Annotated in this window: 18 protein-coding genes; 10 read left to right on the top strand and 8 right to left on the bottom strand. The window is 66.5% G+C overall.

Annotation, left to right across the window (positions count from 1 at the left end):
* Window positions 1-9: 9 nt before the first annotated feature.
* Complete coding sequence (locus PSTAB_RS03970; RefSeq protein WP_013981795.1) at window positions 10-1,611, bottom strand: MFS transporter; 1,602 nt, start codon at window positions 1,609-1,611, stop codon at window positions 10-12.
* 267 nt (window positions 1,612-1,878) lie between these two features.
* On the opposite strand from PSTAB_RS03970, the gene PSTAB_RS03965 reads away from it, so the two are divergent.
* The 4 genes from PSTAB_RS03965 to PSTAB_RS03950 all read left to right on the top strand — a co-directional run bounded on the left by PSTAB_RS03965 (window position 1,879) and on the right by PSTAB_RS03950 (window position 6,185).
* Window positions 1,879-3,855, top strand: coding sequence for an ATP-binding protein (locus PSTAB_RS03965; protein ID WP_013981794.1), 1,977 nt, complete (start codon window positions 1,879-1,881; stop codon window positions 3,853-3,855).
* Window positions 3,833-4,441 (top strand): two-component system response regulator NarL, encoded by a 609-nt coding sequence (gene narL, locus PSTAB_RS03960; RefSeq protein WP_011912081.1) that lies wholly within the window; start codon window positions 3,833-3,835, stop codon window positions 4,439-4,441. Before PSTAB_RS03965 ends, narL begins: the two co-directional genes overlap by 23 nt.
* 166 nt (window positions 4,442-4,607) lie before the next feature.
* Window positions 4,608-5,393 carry a type IV pili methyl-accepting chemotaxis transducer N-terminal domain-containing protein gene (locus tag PSTAB_RS03955; protein ID WP_013981793.1) on the top strand — a complete coding sequence of 262 codons (786 nt, stop codon included), beginning with the start codon at window positions 4,608-4,610 and terminating at the stop codon, window positions 5,391-5,393.
* Between the two features lie 96 nt (window positions 5,394-5,489).
* Window positions 5,490-6,185: a Crp/Fnr family transcriptional regulator gene (locus PSTAB_RS03950; protein ID WP_013981792.1), complete on the top strand. Its 696-nt coding sequence runs from the start codon at window positions 5,490-5,492 to the stop codon at window positions 6,183-6,185.
* A gap of 3 nt (window positions 6,186-6,188) precedes the next feature.
* Here PSTAB_RS03950 and PSTAB_RS03945 read toward each other — a convergent pair whose 3' ends face one another.
* Entirely contained in the window at window positions 6,189-6,728 is a 540-nt protein-coding gene (locus PSTAB_RS03945; RefSeq protein WP_013981791.1) for a DUF4345 domain-containing protein, read from the bottom strand.
* 191 nt (window positions 6,729-6,919) lie between these two features.
* Here PSTAB_RS03945 and PSTAB_RS03940 point away from each other — a divergent pair, with 191 nt between their 5' ends.
* Together PSTAB_RS03940 and ypfJ are read left to right on the top strand one after the other, a co-directional pair.
* Complete coding sequence (locus PSTAB_RS03940; RefSeq protein WP_013981790.1) at window positions 6,920-7,354, top strand: DUF411 domain-containing protein; 435 nt, start codon at window positions 6,920-6,922, stop codon at window positions 7,352-7,354.
* Window positions 7,355-7,472: 118 nt separating this feature from the next.
* A complete protein-coding gene (gene ypfJ, locus PSTAB_RS03935) occupies window positions 7,473-8,330 on the top strand; it encodes a KPN_02809 family neutral zinc metallopeptidase (protein ID WP_041771640.1) in 858 nt (285 codons plus the stop codon).
* 102 nt (window positions 8,331-8,432) lie between these two features.
* Here ypfJ and PSTAB_RS03930 read toward each other — a convergent pair whose 3' ends face one another.
* The 3 genes from PSTAB_RS03930 to PSTAB_RS03920 form a co-directional block, all read right to left on the bottom strand.
* Complete coding sequence (locus PSTAB_RS03930; protein WP_013981788.1) at window positions 8,433-9,023, bottom strand: HAD family hydrolase; 591 nt, start codon at window positions 9,021-9,023, stop codon at window positions 8,433-8,435.
* Window positions 9,020-9,889, bottom strand: a complete 870-nt coding sequence (gene tesB, locus PSTAB_RS03925) for an acyl-CoA thioesterase II (RefSeq protein WP_013981787.1) — start codon at window positions 9,887-9,889, stop codon at window positions 9,020-9,022. Before tesB ends, PSTAB_RS03930 begins: the two co-directional genes overlap by 4 nt.
* Before the next feature lie 76 nt (window positions 9,890-9,965).
* The gene (locus PSTAB_RS03920) at window positions 9,966-10,520 is read right to left on the bottom strand and encodes a GNAT family N-acetyltransferase (RefSeq protein ID WP_013981786.1); all 555 of its coding nucleotides are present in this window, start codon (window positions 10,518-10,520) and stop codon (window positions 9,966-9,968) included.
* A gap of 70 nt (window positions 10,521-10,590) precedes the next feature.
* On the opposite strand from PSTAB_RS03920, the gene PSTAB_RS03915 reads away from it, so the two are divergent.
* Window positions 10,591-11,511, top strand: coding sequence for a histone deacetylase family protein (locus tag PSTAB_RS03915; RefSeq protein WP_013981785.1), 921 nt, complete (start codon window positions 10,591-10,593; stop codon window positions 11,509-11,511).
* Between the two features lie 19 nt (window positions 11,512-11,530).
* Complete coding sequence (locus tag PSTAB_RS03910; protein ID WP_041771639.1) at window positions 11,531-12,814, top strand: BaiN/RdsA family NAD(P)/FAD-dependent oxidoreductase; 1,284 nt, start codon at window positions 11,531-11,533, stop codon at window positions 12,812-12,814.
* Between the two features lie 27 nt (window positions 12,815-12,841).
* On the opposite strand, the gene adhP is transcribed toward PSTAB_RS03910, so the two are convergent.
* Window positions 12,842-13,864: an alcohol dehydrogenase AdhP gene (adhP, locus tag PSTAB_RS03905; RefSeq protein WP_013981783.1), complete on the bottom strand. Its 1,023-nt coding sequence runs from the start codon at window positions 13,862-13,864 to the stop codon at window positions 12,842-12,844.
* A gap of 195 nt (window positions 13,865-14,059) precedes the next feature.
* Here adhP and PSTAB_RS03900 point away from each other — a divergent pair, with 195 nt between their 5' ends.
* Window positions 14,060-14,899 carry an AraC family transcriptional regulator gene (locus PSTAB_RS03900; protein ID WP_011912070.1) on the top strand — a complete coding sequence of 280 codons (840 nt, stop codon included), beginning with the start codon at window positions 14,060-14,062 and terminating at the stop codon, window positions 14,897-14,899.
* A 101-nt stretch (window positions 14,900-15,000) separates the two neighbouring features.
* A complete protein-coding gene (locus tag PSTAB_RS03895; RefSeq protein WP_013981782.1) occupies window positions 15,001-15,588 on the top strand; it encodes a LysE family translocator in 588 nt (195 codons plus the stop codon).
* A gap of 74 nt (window positions 15,589-15,662) precedes the next feature.
* On the opposite strand, the gene PSTAB_RS03890 is transcribed toward PSTAB_RS03895, so the two are convergent.
* Both PSTAB_RS03890 and PSTAB_RS03885 read right to left on the bottom strand, forming a co-directional pair.
* Complete coding sequence (locus tag PSTAB_RS03890; RefSeq protein WP_237234195.1) at window positions 15,663-16,001, bottom strand: DUF2845 domain-containing protein; 339 nt, start codon at window positions 15,999-16,001, stop codon at window positions 15,663-15,665.
* A 43-nt stretch (window positions 16,002-16,044) separates the two neighbouring features.
* A complete protein-coding gene (locus PSTAB_RS03885; protein ID WP_013981780.1) occupies window positions 16,045-17,370 on the bottom strand; it encodes a DEAD/DEAH box helicase in 1,326 nt (441 codons plus the stop codon).
* Between the last annotated feature and the right edge of the window lie 43 nt (window positions 17,371-17,413).

The raw sequence follows: 17,413 nt of genomic DNA, 5'->3' as shown, positions 1-17,413 counted from the left end.
TCTCCAGACTCAGGGGTTCTTCACGTAGGCGTTGGGGCGCAGGTAGAACCACCAGTTGAGGATCAGGCACAGCGCGTAGAACACCGCGAAGCCGTACATCGCCACTTCGGGGGTACCGGCCTTGACCTGCTCGCCGATCACGATGGGGGCGACGAAGGAGCCGTAGGCGGCGACGGCGGAGGTCCAGCCGAGGACCGGGCCGGCCTTCTCGCGGTCGTAGATCACGCCGATGGTGCGGAAGGTGGAGCCGTTGCCGATGCCGCTGGCAGCGAACAGCACCAGGAACAGCACCAGGAAGAGGAAGAAGTACTCCTCGGGCTGGGCCGAGCCGTAGGCCTGGTGCATCACGTAGCCGGCGGCGACCGAGGCGATGACCATCACCACCGAGATCACCTGGGTGACGATGGAGCCGCCGACCTTGTCGGAGATCCAGCCGCCCAGCGGACGGATCAGGGCGCCGATGAAGGGGCCGATCCAGGCGTAGGTCAATGCGCTCGGTGCGTTGGGGTTGGCGACGCGGGTGATGGTGCCGTCGGCGGCCACTTCGTTCATGAAGCCGAAGATCACCGTGATCGACAGCGGCAGCGCCATGGAGAAGCCGATGAACGAGCCGAAGGTCAGGATGTAGAGGATGCTCATCGACCAGGTGTGCTTGTCGCTGAAGATGGTGAACTGGCGCTTGATGTTCGGCTTGATGCTGCCCGGCAGCATGCGCAGCATGCCGAGGGTCAGGCCGATGGTGAGCAGCATTACGCCCCACATGTTCAGCACGCCGAGGCCGGTCGGTGCAGGCAGGTAGAGGTACAGGCCGAGGGCGGCGGCGACGAAGCCCACGGCATAGAGGCCGAGAATCTTGCCGAAGGCGTTCAGCGGGTAACCCGGTGTTGGCGAGATCACCAGCAGGTTGTTCATGCCGAACCAGCCGGCGAAGGCCAGCGGGACGAGGAACAGCAGCCAGACCCAGCCGGCGTTCTGAATCCAGGTTTCGGTACCGGCGGAGATCTTGCCGATCAGCGTGCCGCTATCCTTGATCAGCTCCATCGGCGCACCGGCCATCGCGCCGAACACACCGGCGGTCATCACCAGCGGGATGAGGATCTGCATGGTGGTCACGCCGAAGTTACCGAGGCCGGCGTTCAGGCCCAGGGCCAGGCCCTGCTGGTTCTTCGGGAAGAAGGTGCTGATGTTGCTCATCGAGCAGGCGAAGTTGCCGCCACCGATGCCGGAGAGGAAGGCCAGCAGCTGGAACACCCACAGTGGGGTGTCCTGGCTCTGCAGCGCGATGCCGGCGCCGGCGGCCGGGATCATCAGCAGGGCGGTGGTCAGGAATATGGTGTTGCGCCCGCCGGCGATGCGGATCATGAACGACGCCGGGATACGCAGCGTGGCGCCGGTGAGACCGGCGATGGCGGTCAGGGTGAACAGTTCGGCCGGCTCGAAGGGAAAGCCCAGATTGAGCATCTGCACCGTGACGATGCCCCACATCAGCCAGATGGCGAAGCCCATCAGCAGACTCGGGATGGAGATCCAGAGGTTGCGATTGGCGACCCGCTTGCCGGTGGTGTCCCAGAAGACCTGGTCCTCCACGTCCCACTTTTCGATATTGCTCATGGTCGATCCTCTTGGCGCCAAGGCCCTGCTGACAAACGCAGCGGGGTCAGGAATGGCTCGCACGCTAAGCGGAGGGGACCGTCCCGAATTTGACTCAGGTCAATACACGACAGGTGGCAATTTGCTTTGGGGTACCTTTCTACCTCTTTCGGGATATTCCGATTTTCATGATAAAAATCATTATTTATCAATAAGTTAAGAAACCATCAAACAACCGGTTGTGGCACCAGGCATAACCCCGAAAGCATTGGGAGTACACCCCTCACCATGGCAAGCGAATGCCGCAAGGCGCAGAATGCGTCATCGCCGCCCGACGAGCCGACCATGCCTCAACTCGACCGCGACCAGCTCTCGACCCGCCACTCCATCGTTTTCAATACGCTGGTGGCGTTCGTCGTGATCATCGGCTTTTCCCTGGTCAGCATGTTGGCCAGCCTCTACTTGGCCGATGCGCTGGAAGGCGATGCCGAGGCCATCAACCAGGCCGGCAGCCTGCGCATGCAGGCCTACCGGTTGTCGTTCACCGCGGAGCAGGGTCCGGAAGCGGCACTGGAGGCACGCATCGACACACTGGAACGGACCCTGCGCTCAGCCACGCTGCGCTCGGCTCTGCACCGCCATGGCAACACCGAGCTGCCGGCTCTGCACGCCGGTGTGCTGCAACACTGGCAGGAACGCATGCGTCCGCTGCTCGATGCACAGCCACCGCAGCTGGAGGACTATCGCCGGGAGGTACCGGAGTTCGTCAGGGAGCTGGACGTCTTCGTGCGCTCCCTGCAGGAAGCCTCCGAGGGCAAGCTTGGCGTCATCCGTGCCCTGCAGGCGGGGACGCTGTTCGTCATCGTGCTGATCGCCTTCGTGCTGATCTACGGCCTGCACAACAACCTGGCCACGCCGCTGCGCAGCCTGACCAAGCTGGCGCGCGACATCGGCAAGGGTGACTTCAGCGGCGAGGTACAGATCCCCGGCGAAACCGAACTGAGCCTGCTGGCACGCACCCTCAACCAGATGAGCAAGGAGCTGGCCAGCCTCTATGCCGACATGGAGCAGAAGGTCGACGACAAGACCGCCGCCCTCACCCGCAGCAACGCCACGCTGCAGCTGCTATTCAACAGTGCGCGCATGCTCTACAGCCAGCCGGACGACCCTTCGCAGATGATGGGCTCGCTGCTCGCCAAGATGCAGCAGATCCTCGGCACCGGGCCGATCTCGCTGTGCCTGAACCGCTCGGCCGAAGCCGGCAGCCATACCGCCATGACCTCCCGCGATCTCCGCCCGCCCGAGTACTGCAAGCTGCCGCAATGCGGGACCTGCCTGGTCAACCAGACCGGCCGACTGCCCAGTGGTGAGGAGTTGATATCCTTCGAGTTGCGCTCCGGGCCGGATGATCTCGGCTCGCTGCGCGTCGCCCATCCGCCGGGCCAGCCACTGGAAGCCTGGCAAACGCTGTTGCTGACCACCCTGGCCGACCTGTTCGCTGCCTCCCTGAGCCTGGCGCAGCTGGGGCAGAAGCAGGCCCGACTGGCGCTGATGGAAGAACGCGCGGTGATCGCCCGCGAGCTGCACGATTCGCTGGCCCAGGCGCTGTCCGCACAGAAGCTGCAGCTGGCGCGTCTGAAGCGGCTGATGCAGAAGGAAAGCGGTCAGGCGCAGCTGGATGACAGCGTGCAGCAGATCGACCGCGGACTGAATTCGGCCTACCGCCAGCTGCGCGAGCTGCTCACCACCTTCCGCATCAAGGTCAACGAACCGGGGCTCAAGCCGGCACTACAGGCCACCATCGAGGAGTTCGGCGCCAACTCCGGGCTGCACATCGAGAGCGACTTCCAGCTGGACCACTGCCCACTGACGCCCAACGAGGAAGTGCACTGCCTGCAGATCATCCGCGAGGCGCTGAGCAACGTGGTCAAGCACGCCGAGGCCGAGCATTGCTGGCTGCGCCTGACCCAGGACGGCATCGGCACCATCAACGTCGAGATCGAGGACGACGGCATCGGCATCAGGCCCGAGGAGCAGCGCACCGGCCACTATGGCCTGATCATCCTGCGCGAGCGCGCCAACAGCCTGAATGGCAGCATCAGCATCGGGCTGCGTCCCGGCGGCGGCACCCGGGTACACCTGCGCTTCCCGCCCGCCTATCGCCACATTCCCCTGATACAGGAGCCTGTCACGCATGAACGAAGGGACAACCACACGAATCCTGCTGGTCGACGACCATCCCATGATGCGTCGGGGTCTGCGTGACCTGCTGGAGCTGGAAGACGACCTGGAGATGGTCGGCGAGGCCGGCAACGGTGAGGACGCCATCCGCCTGGCGCAGCAGATCGAACCCGACCTGATTCTGATGGACCTCAACATGCCGGGCATCGACGGCCTTGAGACCACCCGACGCATGCGCGATGCCGATATCGACGCGCGCATCATCATGTTCACCGTCTCCGACGAACAGAGCCACGTGCTCGAAGCGCTGCGCAACGGCGCCGACGGCTACCTGCTCAAGGACATGGACGCCGAGGAGCTGATCGAGCAGATCCGCATCGCCGCCACCGGACGCATGGCCCTGAGCCCGGAGCTGACCCAGGTGCTCGCCGAAGCCATCCGGGTGCGCCCCAAGCCCACCGGGCAGGTGCAGTTCTCCAGCCTGACCAAGCGCGAGAAGGAAGTGCTGCGACAGATCGCCAAGGGCCAGAGCAACAAGATGATCGCCCGCAAGCTCGGCATCACCGAGGGCACGGTGAAGGTCCATGTGAAGAACCTGCTGCACAAGCTGGGCCTGCGCTCACGGGTCGAGGCCGCGGTCTGGGTGCTGGAGAACGAGGCGAAAGGTTGAGCCACCGCCAATCGCTCGCATTCTGTGCGTGAGCGCGCAAGGCGCAATGCCGTGGCCGCCCCCTTGACGATCATCAATGTCATCCACGTGAAGCGCTCTATCGTCTCGTCCTCGTCGAACTGACCGGCTGGTCAGCATCGCGCCCGCCCGGACGTAAGGAGCGCCCATGTTCAAGATCCTGCTACCCACCTCCCTGCTGCTCGGCCTGCTCGCCGGCAGCCTTTCCTGCCAGGCTGCCATCAGCGACGCCGAAGCGGTCAACCGCGCCGGCATGCAGCGCATGCTCAGCCAGCGCATTGCCAAGAATTACCTGATGATCGGCACCGATACCCGCGTCGACCTCGCCGCCAGCCAGCTCGACAGCAGCATCGCCAGCCTCGAGGAAAACGCCCAGCTGCTGGGCGACTATGCGCCCAGCGACGGCATCCGCAAGGCCCTCGACGAGACTACCCAGACCTGGCACCAGTACCGCCAGCTGGCGTTGAGCCGTCCGGACCGCGAGCAGTCGGCCGAGCTGCTGCGCCTGGCCGAGCGCTTCCTCGCTCAGAGCGAGGCTCTGGTTCAGGAAATCGAGCGCCACAGCGGCAACCACGCGGCGCGCCTGGTCAACCGCAGCGGACGCCAGCGCATGCTCAGTCAACGCATCGCCATGCTCTACCTGGCCATGAGCTGGAAACTGCCGGATCAACGTCTGCGGGAGGACTTCGATGCCGCGGTCGCGGAGTTCGAGCGCGGCCTGGATGAGCTGAACAAGGCGCCGCAGAACACCGAGGCAATCAACCGCCAGCTCGAACAGATCGCCGCCCAGTGGCGCTTCGCCCGGGCCGGCTTCAGCCTCGCGGATGACTCCCGCTTCGTCCCTACGGTGATCGTCACCACCAGCGATTCGCTGCTGCGCAAGATCGAGCAGCTGACCCTGGACTACGAGCGCCTCGCCGGCAGCAGCCGCTGAGCGCGACTACCTCCTTTGCCCATAAAGAGGTATGGCTTAGGGGAAATGGGATAGCGGCACCGTGCAACCTAGCATGCCCCCATCAAAAGGAGGGGGATGGCCATGCTGACAGGCTCCGCAGTGCTCAATACGTTGCGCCGTCATCATCTGTTCCGCGGGCTGTCGGAAACGGCCCTGCAGAACATCGCCACGCACACCACGGCCAGGCATCTGCCGGCCGGTTGCACGTTGTTCCATCAGGGGGATGCGCCCGAGCATTTCCATGTGCTGATCAACGGCCAGGTCAAGCTGCACCGCGTCACCTGCGATGGCCAGGAGAAGGTCATCGAGGTGATCCGTCCGGGCGAGGCCTTCGCCGAGGCGATGCTCTTCAACAAGCTCGCCGAACATCCGCTGAGCGCTACCACGCTCAAGGAGAGCCTGGTACTCAACGTGCAGAACAGCCACTACCTGCGTCTGCTGGAGACCCAGCCGCAGCTGTGCATGCAGCTGCTCAGCAGCCTGAGCGCGCGGCTCAACCAGCGCCTGCACCAGATCGACAACCTGACCTCGTCCAACGTCTGCCAGCGCGTCGTGCGCTACCTGTTTCAGGAGCGGCAGACGGCGCGCAGCGACGTCATCGACCTGGACCTGCCCAAGCGCCTGATCGCCTCGCAACTGGGCATCCAGCCGGAGACGCTGTCACGCATCCTGCACCGGCTGACCGATGCCGGGCTGATCGCCGTGCAGCGACGACGCATCGAGATTCTCGACCAGCACAGCCTTTCCGCCTACCTCGAGGCGGCTGCCTGAAACTCACTCGGATGGATCGCCACGACGAAACGGCTGCGCAGCCGGCTCGGCCGGGGCCGGCTCGAGCGTCGGCGGCACTTCGCCGAGCTGGAAGGGTTTCGGCGGCTCGCTGACGCGCCTGCGCGCAGCCGGCTCGATGCGCTCGGGCGCCGGCTCCGGACGCTCACGAATGACGTACCAGGCGACCGCCGCCAGGGCGGCAGCGAAGATCCGGTAGACCAGCGAGGCCAGATCGAAGCCGACCAGCTCGCCGCCATCCAGCCAGAGCGACACCAGCCGCCCGAGCACCAGTGCCGTCATGGTGATCATCAGCATCATCAGGGCCGGCCGCGCCCGCTCCGGCGCCCGCGCAGCCCAGATCAGGAACAGCGCCAGGCCCAGCTGCAGGCCGCCGTAGTAGACCCGCATATGGCTGACGGACGCGCCTTCCATCAACAGCATGCCGTTCAGATTGGCCATCTCGTAGGGGCGAAACCAGTAGGCCAGGCTGAGGCTGGCCATCACCAGTGCCTGCGCGAGCAGAACGAAACGGGCAAAACGCATCGAAAACTCTCCTGATGTGCGACTCGCTATCCCGGTTGGCATGGGACTGTGCTGCGCCCGTTTTGTTTCGCGACCGCGATGTCGACCGACCGTCCGAAAGCGTCTTACGGCGTGACAATTGCGCGCGGGGTGCGGCTTGGGAATGGCATCGCCCCAGCGTATTCTGGGCCTCTCGCTCGTTGGAGATTCCCATGCGCCGTCTTCTGCTCGCCCCCCTCCTGTTCGCCGGTTTCGCCCAGGCGGCCGACCCCATCGCCATCGACGTCTACCGTGACCCCAACTGTGGCTGCTGCAAGGCATGGATCGAGCATCTGGAAGACAACGGCTTCGCCGTGGCCGATCACGTGGTCAACGACATGACCTCGGTGAAGATGGAGCATGGAGTACCGCACCGCCTCGGCTCCTGCCACACCGGTGTGATCGACGGCAAGTTCGTCGAAGGCCACGTGCCGGCGGCGGACATTCTCAAACTGCGCGCACAGCCTGACCTGATCGGCGCCGCGGTGCCGGGCATGCCGGTCGGCTCACCCGGCATGGAAATGGGTGAGCGCAAGGACGCCTTCCAGGTGATCGGCGTCAGCAAGCAGGGCAAGGAGAGCGTGATTTCCGAGTACCCCGGCAACTGATCGGTACCCGACAGCCAACATCCGCTGCAGCGTTTTGCCCGGTGCACGGGTCTGAGTGGAAAGCGCTGGCCGCTTCGCTGCGGCCGGCGCTCCCATCCATCCACCCGAGGGGCAACTCATGCGCTGGAATCGAGCCCGACGCAGCGACAACGTAGTGGACGCCAGAGGCCGCAGCGGCATGCGCCTGGGCGGCGGCCTCGGTCTGGGCGGCATCGCCATCGTGGTAGTGATCGGCCTGCTCTCGGGCCAGGATCCGCTGCAGATTCTCGGCCAGTTGGCCAACCAGGGCGGGCCCGCAGTCTCTCAGCAAGGCCAGCGCCCGGCTGGCGACGATCCGCAGGTGGAATTCGTCCGCGCCGTGCTTGGCGACACCGAAGACACCTGGCGCGCCCTGTTCCAGCAGAACGGCGCGCAGTACCGCGACCCGACCCTGGTGCTGTTTCGCGGCGGCGTGAACTCGGCCTGCGGCTTCGCCAGTTCGGCAGTCGGCCCGTTCTATTGCCCCGGCGATCAGCAGGTCTACCTCGACCTGCAGTTCTTCGACGAGATGGCCCGGCGCTTTTCCGCCGCCGGTGACTTTGCCCAGGCCTATGTGATCGCCCATGAGGTCGGTCATCACGTGCAGACACTGCTCGGCGTTTCGCAGCAGATGCAGGCCGCCCGCCAGCGTGGCGCGCGGATGGAAGGCGACAACGGTCTGCTGGTGCGCCAGGAACTGCAGGCCGACTGCTATGCCGGCGTCTGGGCCTATCACGCCCAGCAACGCCACGACTGGCTGGAGGAAGGCGACCTGGAAGAAGCGCTGAACGCCGCCAATGCCATCGGCGACGACAACCTGCAGAAGCGCAGCCAGGGCCGCGTGGTCCCGGATGCCTTCACCCACGGCACCTCGGCGCAGCGGGTGCGCTGGTTCCGCGATGGCTTCGAACACGGTGATCCGGCGCGCTGCGACACCTTCAAGGCGGCGCGGCTGTAGGCGCTTCCGGGCGCGCCCGCACCCTGGGGGGCGGGCACGCCTGCGAGGGCCGTTGCAATGACTGGTGGGCCTGAGCCCACCTCCAGGCGCCGATGTCCGCTCTCAGCCCAGCATGCCGTGCAGCGCACGACAATCAGGCGCGTACAGGTCGGCCAGCTCCGGCCATTCATTGCGCGGCACGTTGACCAGCACCCCGCGCGCGCCAGCGGCCCTGGCGCATTCCAGGTCGAAGCGGTAGTCCCCCACCATCAGCATCGACGCCGGCGCCACGCCCCAGCGCTCCGCCAAATGCAGCAGCCCGCCCGGATGCGGCTTGGGCGGTGCCTCGTCGCGACCGAGGATGTCCTCGGGCAGAAAACAGTCGCCCATGCCCACCGCCTGCAGGGTCACCAGCGCCAGTTCGTGGGCATTGCGGGTCAGCACGCCGAGGCGGCAGCCGCGCTCGCGCAGCGCATGCAGCAGCTCGCGGGCGCCTTCGGCCGGGCGTGCGGCGTAGGCGAGTTCGCGTTCGTGCTCCAGCAGCCAGGCGCGCTTGGCCGCCGCTTCGTCGGCCGGCAGCGCAGCCAGGTGATGGAGGATGTCGTCCTCCTCGGGAATCTCCAGGGCGCGGCGGATCGCGGCGAAATCGTGCACGGCGATGGTCAGGGTGCCGTCCATGTCGAACACCCAGTGCCGCACCTCGGCGATCTTCACATCCAGTCCTCGCGCACGCGGATCAGGCCTTCCTGGGCCACCGAGGCAACCAGCTCGCCCTGGCGGTTGAAGATGCTGCCACGGGCGAAGCCGCGGGCATTGCCGGCCCAGGGGCTGTCGATGGAGTACAGCAGCCAGTCGTCCATCTTCACTTCGCGGTGGAACCAGATGGCATGATCGAGGCTGGCCAGCTGGATGAACTTGCTCCACGAGCTGACGCCGTGGGGCTGCAACGCGGTGCCGATAAAGCTGAAGTCCGAGGCGTAGGCGAGCAGGTACTTGTGCAGCGCCGGGCTGTCGGGCAGCGAGCCGTCGGCGCGGAACCACAGGTGGCGGACCGGTTCGATCGGCTGCGGGTTGGCCGGATCGACCAGGGTGACCGGGCGAATCTCGATGGGCTTGGGCCGGCGCAGCTTCTCCATCACACGTTCCGGCACCATCGGCGAAAGCTTGTGCAGCAGCTCCCACTCGTTGGGCAGGTCGTCCGGCCCGATCACATCCGGCATCGGCAACTGGTGCTCGTAGCCCGTTTCCTCGGCCTGGAACGAGGCGATGCCGGTGAAGATGGTCTGCCCCTTCTGGATCGCGCTGACCCGTCGCGTGGTGAAGCTGCCGCCATCGCGTACGCGATCGACGTCGTACACCACCGGCTGGTGCGAGTCACCGGGACGCAGGAAATAGCCGTGCAGCGAATGCACATGGCGCTCCGGCGTCACCGTCTGGCTGGCAGCGGAGATCACCTGGCCGAGCACCTGCCCGCCGAACAGCTGGGGAAAGCCGAGGTCCTGGCTGGCGCCACGGAACAGGTTTTCCTCGATGCGTTCCAGGGTCAGCAGATTGACCAGGGCGTCGAGTATCTGGGTCATTTCGGCATCCTTGATAAGGGGGGCGGACAGGCGCGCCATGTTACGGATTTCGCCGGCAACGCTCCAGCAACAGGGCTTATTGTCGCCAATCGCCCCGCTGCAGCCGGTAGAGCAGCTGCTCGTGCAACGGGTGCCCCGCCGCCAGCTCCGGGTGGGAGAAGGACGCAGCCTGATCGGCGCGCATGCCCAGCTCCGCCACCAGCTGCTTGGCCGGCTCGTTGATCTGCGCCATGCAGGCGACCACCTCGGGCAATTGCAGGGTGACGAAGGCATGCTGCAGAACCGCCCGTGCCGCCTCGAGCACCAGGCCCTGGCCCCATTGTTCACAGGCCACGCCCCAGCGCAGCTCCACCGCCGAGCCCGGCACCGACGACGGCGCCCAGACCAGCCCGCAGTAGCCGATAAAGGCACCACTGTCCTTGCGTTCCAGCGCCCACAGGCCGAAGCCGTGCCGCAGCAGATGAAGGCGACTGCGCACCATCAGCGCGGCGCACTCATCCCGCGACAGCAGGGCCGGGTCGTAGCGCATGACTTCCGGGTCGGCGCACAGCTGCGCCAATGGCTCGAGGTCGTCGTCATGCCAGCTGCGCAGCCGCAGACGCGAGGTTTCGAGGGCGATTCGATCGACCATCCTTGCTCCTTGAGCGCGTCGACGGCCAGCCTGCATACTGCGGCGCACATCTGTCGAACACGCGTGGTTCATGTCCCTTCCCCTGGTCTATCACGACGATTACAGCCCGCCGCTGCCGCCGGGCCATCGATTTCCCATGGAGAAGTTTCGTCTGCTGCGTGACCACCTGGTCACTCTCGGTATGACCACGGACGCAGCGCTATTGCGCCCGTCACTTTGCAGCCGCGACATCCTGACTCTGGCCCATGACGCCGATTATGTCGCGCGCTACTGCAGCGGCGAGATGGGCCGCGACGAGCTGCGCCGGCTCGGCCTGCCCTGGAGCCCGGAGCTGGCGCAGCGCACCGTGCGGGCAGTAGGCGGCTCGCTGCTGGCGGCGGAGCAGGCGCTGCAGCACGGTCTGGCCTGCCATCTGGCCGGCGGCACGCACCATGCGCATCGCGATCACGCCTCGGGCTTCTGCATCTTCAACGACCTGGCGGTGATCGCGCTGTACCTGCTGGAAAGCGGACGTGTCGGGCGCGTGCTGATCTTCGACTGCGACGTGCACCAGGGCGACGGCACCGCGCGCATCCTGGAGAACGTGCCGGATGCGGTGACCGTCTCGCTGCACTGCGAGAAGAACTTCCCCACCCGCAAGGCCCATAGCGACTGGGACATCCCGCTACCGCCGGGCATGGGCGACGAGGCCTACCTCCAGGTCGTGCACGACACGCTGAACTACCTGCTGCCGATCTATCAGCCGGACCTGGTGCTCTATGACGCCGGCGTCGACGTCCACCGCGACGACGCCCTGGGCCTGCTCTCGCTGACCGACGCCGGACTCGCCGCGCGCGACAGCGCGGTGCTCGATCACTGCCTGGGTCGAGACATTCCCGTGGTCGGGCTGATCGGCGGCGGCTACGACAAGGACCGCGCCCTGCTCGCCCATCGTCATGCGACCTTGCATGTCAGCGCCCACTCGGCCTGGCAGCGCCACGGGCTCGGCTGAGCAACCGTCAGCAGCTACAATGCCCGCCCCGCTCGCCTGCCCGGTTGCCACCATGCCCCAGCCCTCCTCTTTTCGCGTCGCCATCATCGGTGGTGGTCCGGCCGGCCTGATGGCCGCCGAGGTGCTCGGGCAGGCAGGCGTGAATGTCGACCTGTATGACGCCATGCCCTCGGTGGGGCGCAAGTTCCTGCTGGCCGGCGTTGGCGGCATGAACATCACCCATGCCGAGGACTACGCCGCGTTCGTCAGCCGCTACGCCGAGCGCGCCGGCGACCTGCGTCCGCTGCTCGATGCCTTCTCCCCGGATGCGCTGCGCGAATGGATTCACGGGTTGGGCATCGACACCTTTGTCGGCAGTTCGGGCCGGGTGTTTCCCACCGACATGAAGGCCGCGCCCCTGCTGCGCGCCTGGCTCAAGCGCCTGCGTGAAAGCGGCGTGCAGCTGCATACCCGCCAGCGCTGGCTGGGCTGGGACGAGCATGGCGCGCTGCGTATCGCCGGGCCGCAAGGCGAAAGCCTGATCGAGGCGGACGCCACCCTGCTCGCCCTCGGCGGCGGCAGTTGGGCCAGACTGGGTTCGGATGGCGCCTGGGTGCCCCTGCTGCAGAACCGCGGGATCGCCATCGCGCCGCTGCAGCCGGCCAACTGTGGCTTCGAGGTAGCCGGCTGGAGCGAGCACCTGCGGGAGAAATTCGCCGGCGCGCCGCTGAAGACGGTCAGCCTGGCATTGCCCGGCGAAGCACCGCGCAAGGGCGAGTTCGTGCTCACCGCCACGGGCATCGAGGGCAGCCTGGTCTATGCGCTCTCGGCGCCGATCCGCAACACGATCAACCGTGACGGCGTCGCCACGGTACTGCTCGACCTGCTGCCGGATCGCACCCTGACGCAGATCGCCAGCGCCCTGGCCAGACCGCGGGGCTCGCAGTCCATGGCCAAGCACCTGCACCGCCAGCTGAAGCTCGACGGCGTCAAGGCGGCGCTGTTGCGCGAGCTGACCGATGCCACGACCTTCCAGGCCCCACAGGCCCTGGCCGCCGCGATCAAGGCGCTGCCCATCCGCCTGGTCCGCCCGCGTCCGCTGGACGAGGCGATCAGCAGCGCCGGCGGCGTGCCCTTCGAGGAACTGGACGAGGATCTGATGCTGCGCCGGCTACCCGGCGTGTTCTGCGCTGGCGAAATGCTCGACTGGGAAGCGCCGACCGGTGGCTATCTGCTGACCGCCTGCTTTGCCAGCGGACGCGCCGCAGCCGAAGCCATGCTGCGCTGGCTGCGTGCCAACGTGCCGGCAAACGCGCCGCGCTGAACGGTGCGCTGCCGGCCGCACGGCCTGCTACATCTTCATCACGATACGGCCTTCGATGCGCCCGGCGCGCATGTCGTCGAAGATCTGGTTGATGTTGTCCAGGCTGTCGGTGTGGATGGTCGCCTTGACCAGGCCCTCGCCGGCGAAATCCAGCGCCTCCTGCAGATCGGCGCGGGTGCCGACGATCGAGCCGGTGATGCTGATGGCCTTGAGCACGACGTCGAAGATCGGCGTCGGGAAGTCTCCCGGCGGCAGCCCGACCAGCGCCACGGTGCCATGCCGCCGCGCCATGCCGATGGCCTGGCCGAAGGCGCTGTTGGACACCGCGGTGACCAGCACGCCGTGGGCGCCGCCGATATCGCGCTGGACCACCTCCACGGGATTCTCCGTGCGTGCGTTGATGGTCAGCTTGGCACCCAGACGCTTGGCCAGCTCCAGCTTGGCGTCATCCACATCCACCGCCACCACGTGCAGCCCCATCGCCTTGGCGTACTGCACCGCGACATGACCGAGGCCGCCGATGCCGGAGATCACCACCCACTGGCCGGGGCGTGCACCGGTGACCTTGAGGCCCTTGTAGACAGTGACACCGGCGCAGAGAATCGGCGCGATCTCGTCGAACTCGACGTTCTTCGGCAGGATGCCAACGTAGTTTGGGTCGGCCAGCACGTATTCGGCGTAGCCGCCATTGACCGAGTAACCGGTGTTCTGCTGGCCTTCGCAGAGGGTTTCCCAGCCGGTCAGGCAGTGCTCGCAGCAGCCGCAGGCGGTGTACAGCCAGGGCACGCCGACGCGATCGCCCTCCTTCACCCGGGTCACGCCGGCACCCACCGCCGCGACGTGGCCAACGCCTTCATGGCCGGGAATGAACGGCAGGGACGGTTTCACCGGCCAGTCGCCCTCGGCAGCGTGCAGGTCGGTGTGGCAGACGCCGGAGGCGGCGATCTTCACCAGGATCTGACCGGGGCCGGGCATCGGCACCTTGACTTCCTCGAGGCGCAGCGGCTCGCCAAAGGCGTGAACCACTGCCGCTTTCATGGTCTGGGTCATGGGCTTGCTCCTTGATTCGGGACGTTCGAGTCTGCGCCAGGCAGACGGCAGCAAGCCTAGACCCAGATCAATCATCGGGCAGAGTGGCCGACCATCCGTCGAGCACCGCTGCACGAATGTTCCAGACGATGGCCCGCCCGGCGGACGATACTCAACCCGAGCAACGCTTGCCGAAGCGTCACCGGAGTCACCGCCATGGGCAACAATGACTGGATCGAGCTGAACAGGGATGCCGAAACCGGCATCGAGACGATCCGCGCCCATTTCGAAGGCCACGCCTACGATCCGCACTTCCACGACAGCTACCTGATCGGCTTCACCGAACAGGGCGTGCAACAGTTCCATTGCCGCAAGGCACTGCACAGCAGCACCCCAGGCCAGGTCTTTCTGCTCGAACCCGGCGAGCTGCACGATGGCCACGCCCCGGCCCGGGGCGGCTTCACCTACTCGATGCTCTACCTCGACCCGCACTGGCTCGAGCGCGAGCTGCGCGGGCTGTTCGAGGACGCGCCAGGCGATTGCCAGCCGGCATTCGCCAAGACGCTGGCCAGCGAGCCCGAGTTGCTGGCGGTGATTGCCGAAGCCTTCCAGGCACTGCAGAGCCGCGATCTGCGCATCGTCCGCCAGGCCGCGCTGGATGCGTTGCTGGCCAAGCTGGCGCGACATCTGGCCTGGCGCCCGCGGCTCGACAGCGATCCGCGCATGCCGCTGGTGGCACTGCGGGCACGGGATTATCTGCACGCGCACATGGAGCAGGACCTGGGCCTGGACGAGCTGGCCTGGGCAAGCGGTGTCGATCGCTTCCGCCTGTCGCGGGCGTTCAAGGCCGCGTTCGGCATCGCGCCGCATGCCTATCTGGTCCAGCTGCGCCTGGCCAGGGCACGACAGCTGCTGGCCAGCGGGCAGCCACCGGCGCGGGTGGCGATGACACTGGGTTTCGCCGACCAGAGTCATATGGGCCGCTGGTTTCGCCGCGCCTACGGCCTGACCCCGGCGCATTACCGCAGGCGCTGCTCGAATCTTCCAGACCGCTGAACCGGCAGGCGCGATCATTCGGCCATCCGCAACCCGACGGAGCCGATCGCCATGTCGCCCAGCCCCCGCCCTGACCGCTCCCACGAAACGAGGCCGCCACGATGAGCCAGTGGCTGCCTTTCGTGCTGTTTGCCTTCGTCGCCTCCATCACCCCGGGCCCGACCAACATCCTGGTGCTGAGCAACAGCTCGCGCTTCGGCCTGCTGGCGGCGCTTCCCATCATCTTTGGCGCCTGCGCGGCCGCGGCGCTGATCGTGCTGCTGGTGGGCCTTGGCGCCGGAGAATGGCTGCTGCGCCATCCGCCATTGCAGCAGGCGATGGCCTGGCTCGGGGTCGGCTGGCTGCTCTACCTGGCCTGGCAGATCGCCCGCAGCCCGACCGAAGCGATCGAAGCCGACACCGCCAGCCGTCGACTCGGCGCCCTGGGCGCCGCCGGGCTGCAGGTGATCAACCCGAAGGTATGGATGATGGCGCTGGCGGTGGTCGGCGTGTTCAGCGGCGCCAACGCCGATGCCGGGCGCTACGCCATCCACGCGCTGCTGTTCTTCCTGATCGCCCTGCCCTGCCTGGCGGCCTGGGCCCTGCTCGGCGCCGGTGCGGCCCGGCTGCTGCGCTCGGCGACGCATCTACGCCGCTTCAACCAGGCGATGGCGTTGCTGCTGGTGGTGTCGGCGCTGGCGAGCCTGTAGGCCCGCAAGCGTTACGGCGACTGTGGACAGAATTGCCGTTTGCACGACCGGCACAGCTGCATGGCGAAAGCGGATTACAACCTGCTCGGCTCTGGCTCGCGCACCATACGGATTTCAACCAAACGGCCATCGATGAAGCGAAGATGATGTTCCGCGCCGTTTCGCGGACCGTAGACCCGGCGGTCGACCCTGACAGCTCCCGGCTGTACGACACCATCGCTACGCAGCGACGGTGCTTCGACGCTTTGGCGATCGGCAGGACCGCACTTGGCCTCGACCTGCTCATCTGTGTCGCCCAGACCAACCAGGCGGGTGCCACACCTCATGGACGCCTCTGCCGATACACTGAACAGCACGCCGACCAGCAGGATCACCGACGTCGTTTTGCTACCCATGCTCAGGTTTCCTCGCATCATACGTTCCAGCCTGACCCGAAGAGCCAGTGTTCTAAGACTCTTAGCGCTTCTTAGCCGGTTTGCCGCCGCCGAGGCTCGGCACCTTGCGAATCGGCCGGGCGTTGGGCTTTTCGTTCTCCTCGAACCAGTTGCCGAGATGGATCTTGCCCTTGCCGGCAGCTTCCTTGGGCTTCTTGGGTTTCTTCGGTTTCTTGATGATCTGCCCGCCCAGCGCCGTGGCCGGCACGCGGTGATCCGGTACGAAGCCCGGCTCGTCATGCCGCGGCAGCACCTGATTGATCAGGGTCTCGATGGCGGCCAGCTGGTCCACCTCGTCGGCGGCGACCAGGGAGATCGCCTCGCCACTGGCTCCGGCGCGGCCGGTACGACCGATGCGATGCACGTAATCCTCGGCGACTATGGGCAGGTCGAAGTTGACCACCTGCGGCAGGTCGTGGATGTCCAGTCCGCGCGCCGCCACGTCGGTCGCCACCAGCACCTGCACCTCGCCAGCCTTGAAGCGCTCCAGCGCGCGCAGACGCGAGGCCTGCGGCTTGTCGCCGTGGATCGCGTCGCTGGCGATGCCCTGCGCCTGCAGCTCGTCCACCAGCTGATCGACGCCCTTGCGCGTCTTGACGAATACCAGCACCTGACCCCAGCGCCGCTCCGCCAGCAGATGCAGGAACAGCTCGCTCTTGCGCTTCTTGTCCACCGGCACCAGCCACTGCTTGACCGTCTTCGCCGCGGCGTTGCGTGGGCTGACCTCGACCGACAGCGGGTCGCGCAGCAGCTCGCGGGCCATCTGCCGGATCGCCTCGGAGAAGGTCGCGGAAAACAGCAGGGTCTGGCGCTTTTTCGGCAAAGCGGAGAACAGCGCATCCAGCTCTTCAGCGAAACCGAGGTCGAGCATGCGGTCCGCCTCGTCGAGCACCAGCGCCTGCAACTGGGCGAAACCGACGGCGTTCTGCCGGTAGAGGTCGAGCAGGCGCCCCGGGGTGGCCACCAGCACATCGATGCCCTTGCGCAGCGCCATCATCTGCGGATTGATGCTCACGCCGCCGTACACCGCGTAGGTGCGCAGCGGCAGGTTCTGCCCGTACACGCGAAAGCTCTCGTGAACCTGCTCGGCCAGTTCACGGGTCGGCACCAGTACCAGCGCGCGCACCGAATTGCTCGCCACCTTGGCGCCTTCCATGGTCAGGCGCTGCAGCAATGGCAGGGCGAAACCGGCGGTCTTGCCGGTACCGGTCTGCGCCGCTGCCATCAGGTCGCGGCCTTTGAGCACGGCGGGAATGGCCTCGGCCTGCACCGGCGTCGGCTTGCGATAGTCGAGGGTTTCCAGGGTCCGCAGCAGCGGATCGATCAGGCCCAGGGAGGCGAAGGTCATGGCAGGCTCGCGGCGCCGATTCGGCGCGGTGAAAAAGGGCGGA

It is taken from the genome of Stutzerimonas stutzeri, assembly GCF_000219605.1.
GTDB lineage: Bacteria > Pseudomonadota > Gammaproteobacteria > Pseudomonadales > Pseudomonadaceae > Stutzerimonas > Stutzerimonas stutzeri.
The sequence above is the reverse complement of the archived record's forward strand: the minus strand, read 5'-3'. Positions and strand labels throughout refer to the sequence as shown.

Bases quoted from the DNA above. Each gene is read 5' to 3' on its own strand.
- PSTAB_RS03970 (WP_013981795.1), bottom strand. From the start codon at position 1,611: ATGAGCAATATCGAAAAGTGGGACGTGGAGGACCAGGTCTTCTGGGAC.
- PSTAB_RS03965 (WP_013981794.1), top strand. From the start codon at position 1,879: ATGGCAAGCGAATGCCGCAAGGCGCAGAATGCGTCATCGCCGCCCGAC.
- narL (WP_011912081.1), top strand. From the start codon at position 3,833: ATGATGCGTCGGGGTCTGCGTGACCTGCTGGAGCTGGAAGACGACCTG.
- PSTAB_RS03955 (WP_013981793.1), top strand. From the start codon at position 4,608: ATGTTCAAGATCCTGCTACCCACCTCCCTGCTGCTCGGCCTGCTCGCC.
- PSTAB_RS03950 (WP_013981792.1), top strand. From the start codon at position 5,490: ATGGCCATGCTGACAGGCTCCGCAGTGCTCAATACGTTGCGCCGTCAT.
- PSTAB_RS03945 (WP_013981791.1), bottom strand. From the start codon at position 6,728: ATGCGTTTTGCCCGTTTCGTTCTGCTCGCGCAGGCACTGGTGATGGCC.
- PSTAB_RS03940 (WP_013981790.1), top strand. From the start codon at position 6,920: ATGCGCCGTCTTCTGCTCGCCCCCCTCCTGTTCGCCGGTTTCGCCCAG.
- ypfJ (WP_041771640.1), top strand. From the start codon at position 7,473: ATGCGCTGGAATCGAGCCCGACGCAGCGACAACGTAGTGGACGCCAGA.
- tesB (WP_013981787.1), bottom strand. From the start codon at position 9,889: ATGACCCAGATACTCGACGCCCTGGTCAATCTGCTGACCCTGGAACGC.
- PSTAB_RS03920 (WP_013981786.1), bottom strand. From the start codon at position 10,520: ATGGTCGATCGAATCGCCCTCGAAACCTCGCGTCTGCGGCTGCGCAGC.
- PSTAB_RS03915 (WP_013981785.1), top strand. From the start codon at position 10,591: ATGTCCCTTCCCCTGGTCTATCACGACGATTACAGCCCGCCGCTGCCG.
- PSTAB_RS03910 (WP_041771639.1), top strand. From the start codon at position 11,531: ATGCCCGCCCCGCTCGCCTGCCCGGTTGCCACCATGCCCCAGCCCTCC.
- adhP (WP_013981783.1), bottom strand. From the start codon at position 13,864: ATGACCCAGACCATGAAAGCGGCAGTGGTTCACGCCTTTGGCGAGCCG.
- PSTAB_RS03900 (WP_011912070.1), top strand. From the start codon at position 14,060: ATGGGCAACAATGACTGGATCGAGCTGAACAGGGATGCCGAAACCGGC.
- PSTAB_RS03895 (WP_013981782.1), top strand. From the start codon at position 15,001: ATGAGCCAGTGGCTGCCTTTCGTGCTGTTTGCCTTCGTCGCCTCCATC.
- PSTAB_RS03890 (WP_237234195.1), bottom strand. From the start codon at position 16,001: ATGCGAGGAAACCTGAGCATGGGTAGCAAAACGACGTCGGTGATCCTG.
- PSTAB_RS03885 (WP_013981780.1), bottom strand. From the start codon at position 17,370: ATGACCTTCGCCTCCCTGGGCCTGATCGATCCGCTGCTGCGGACCCTG.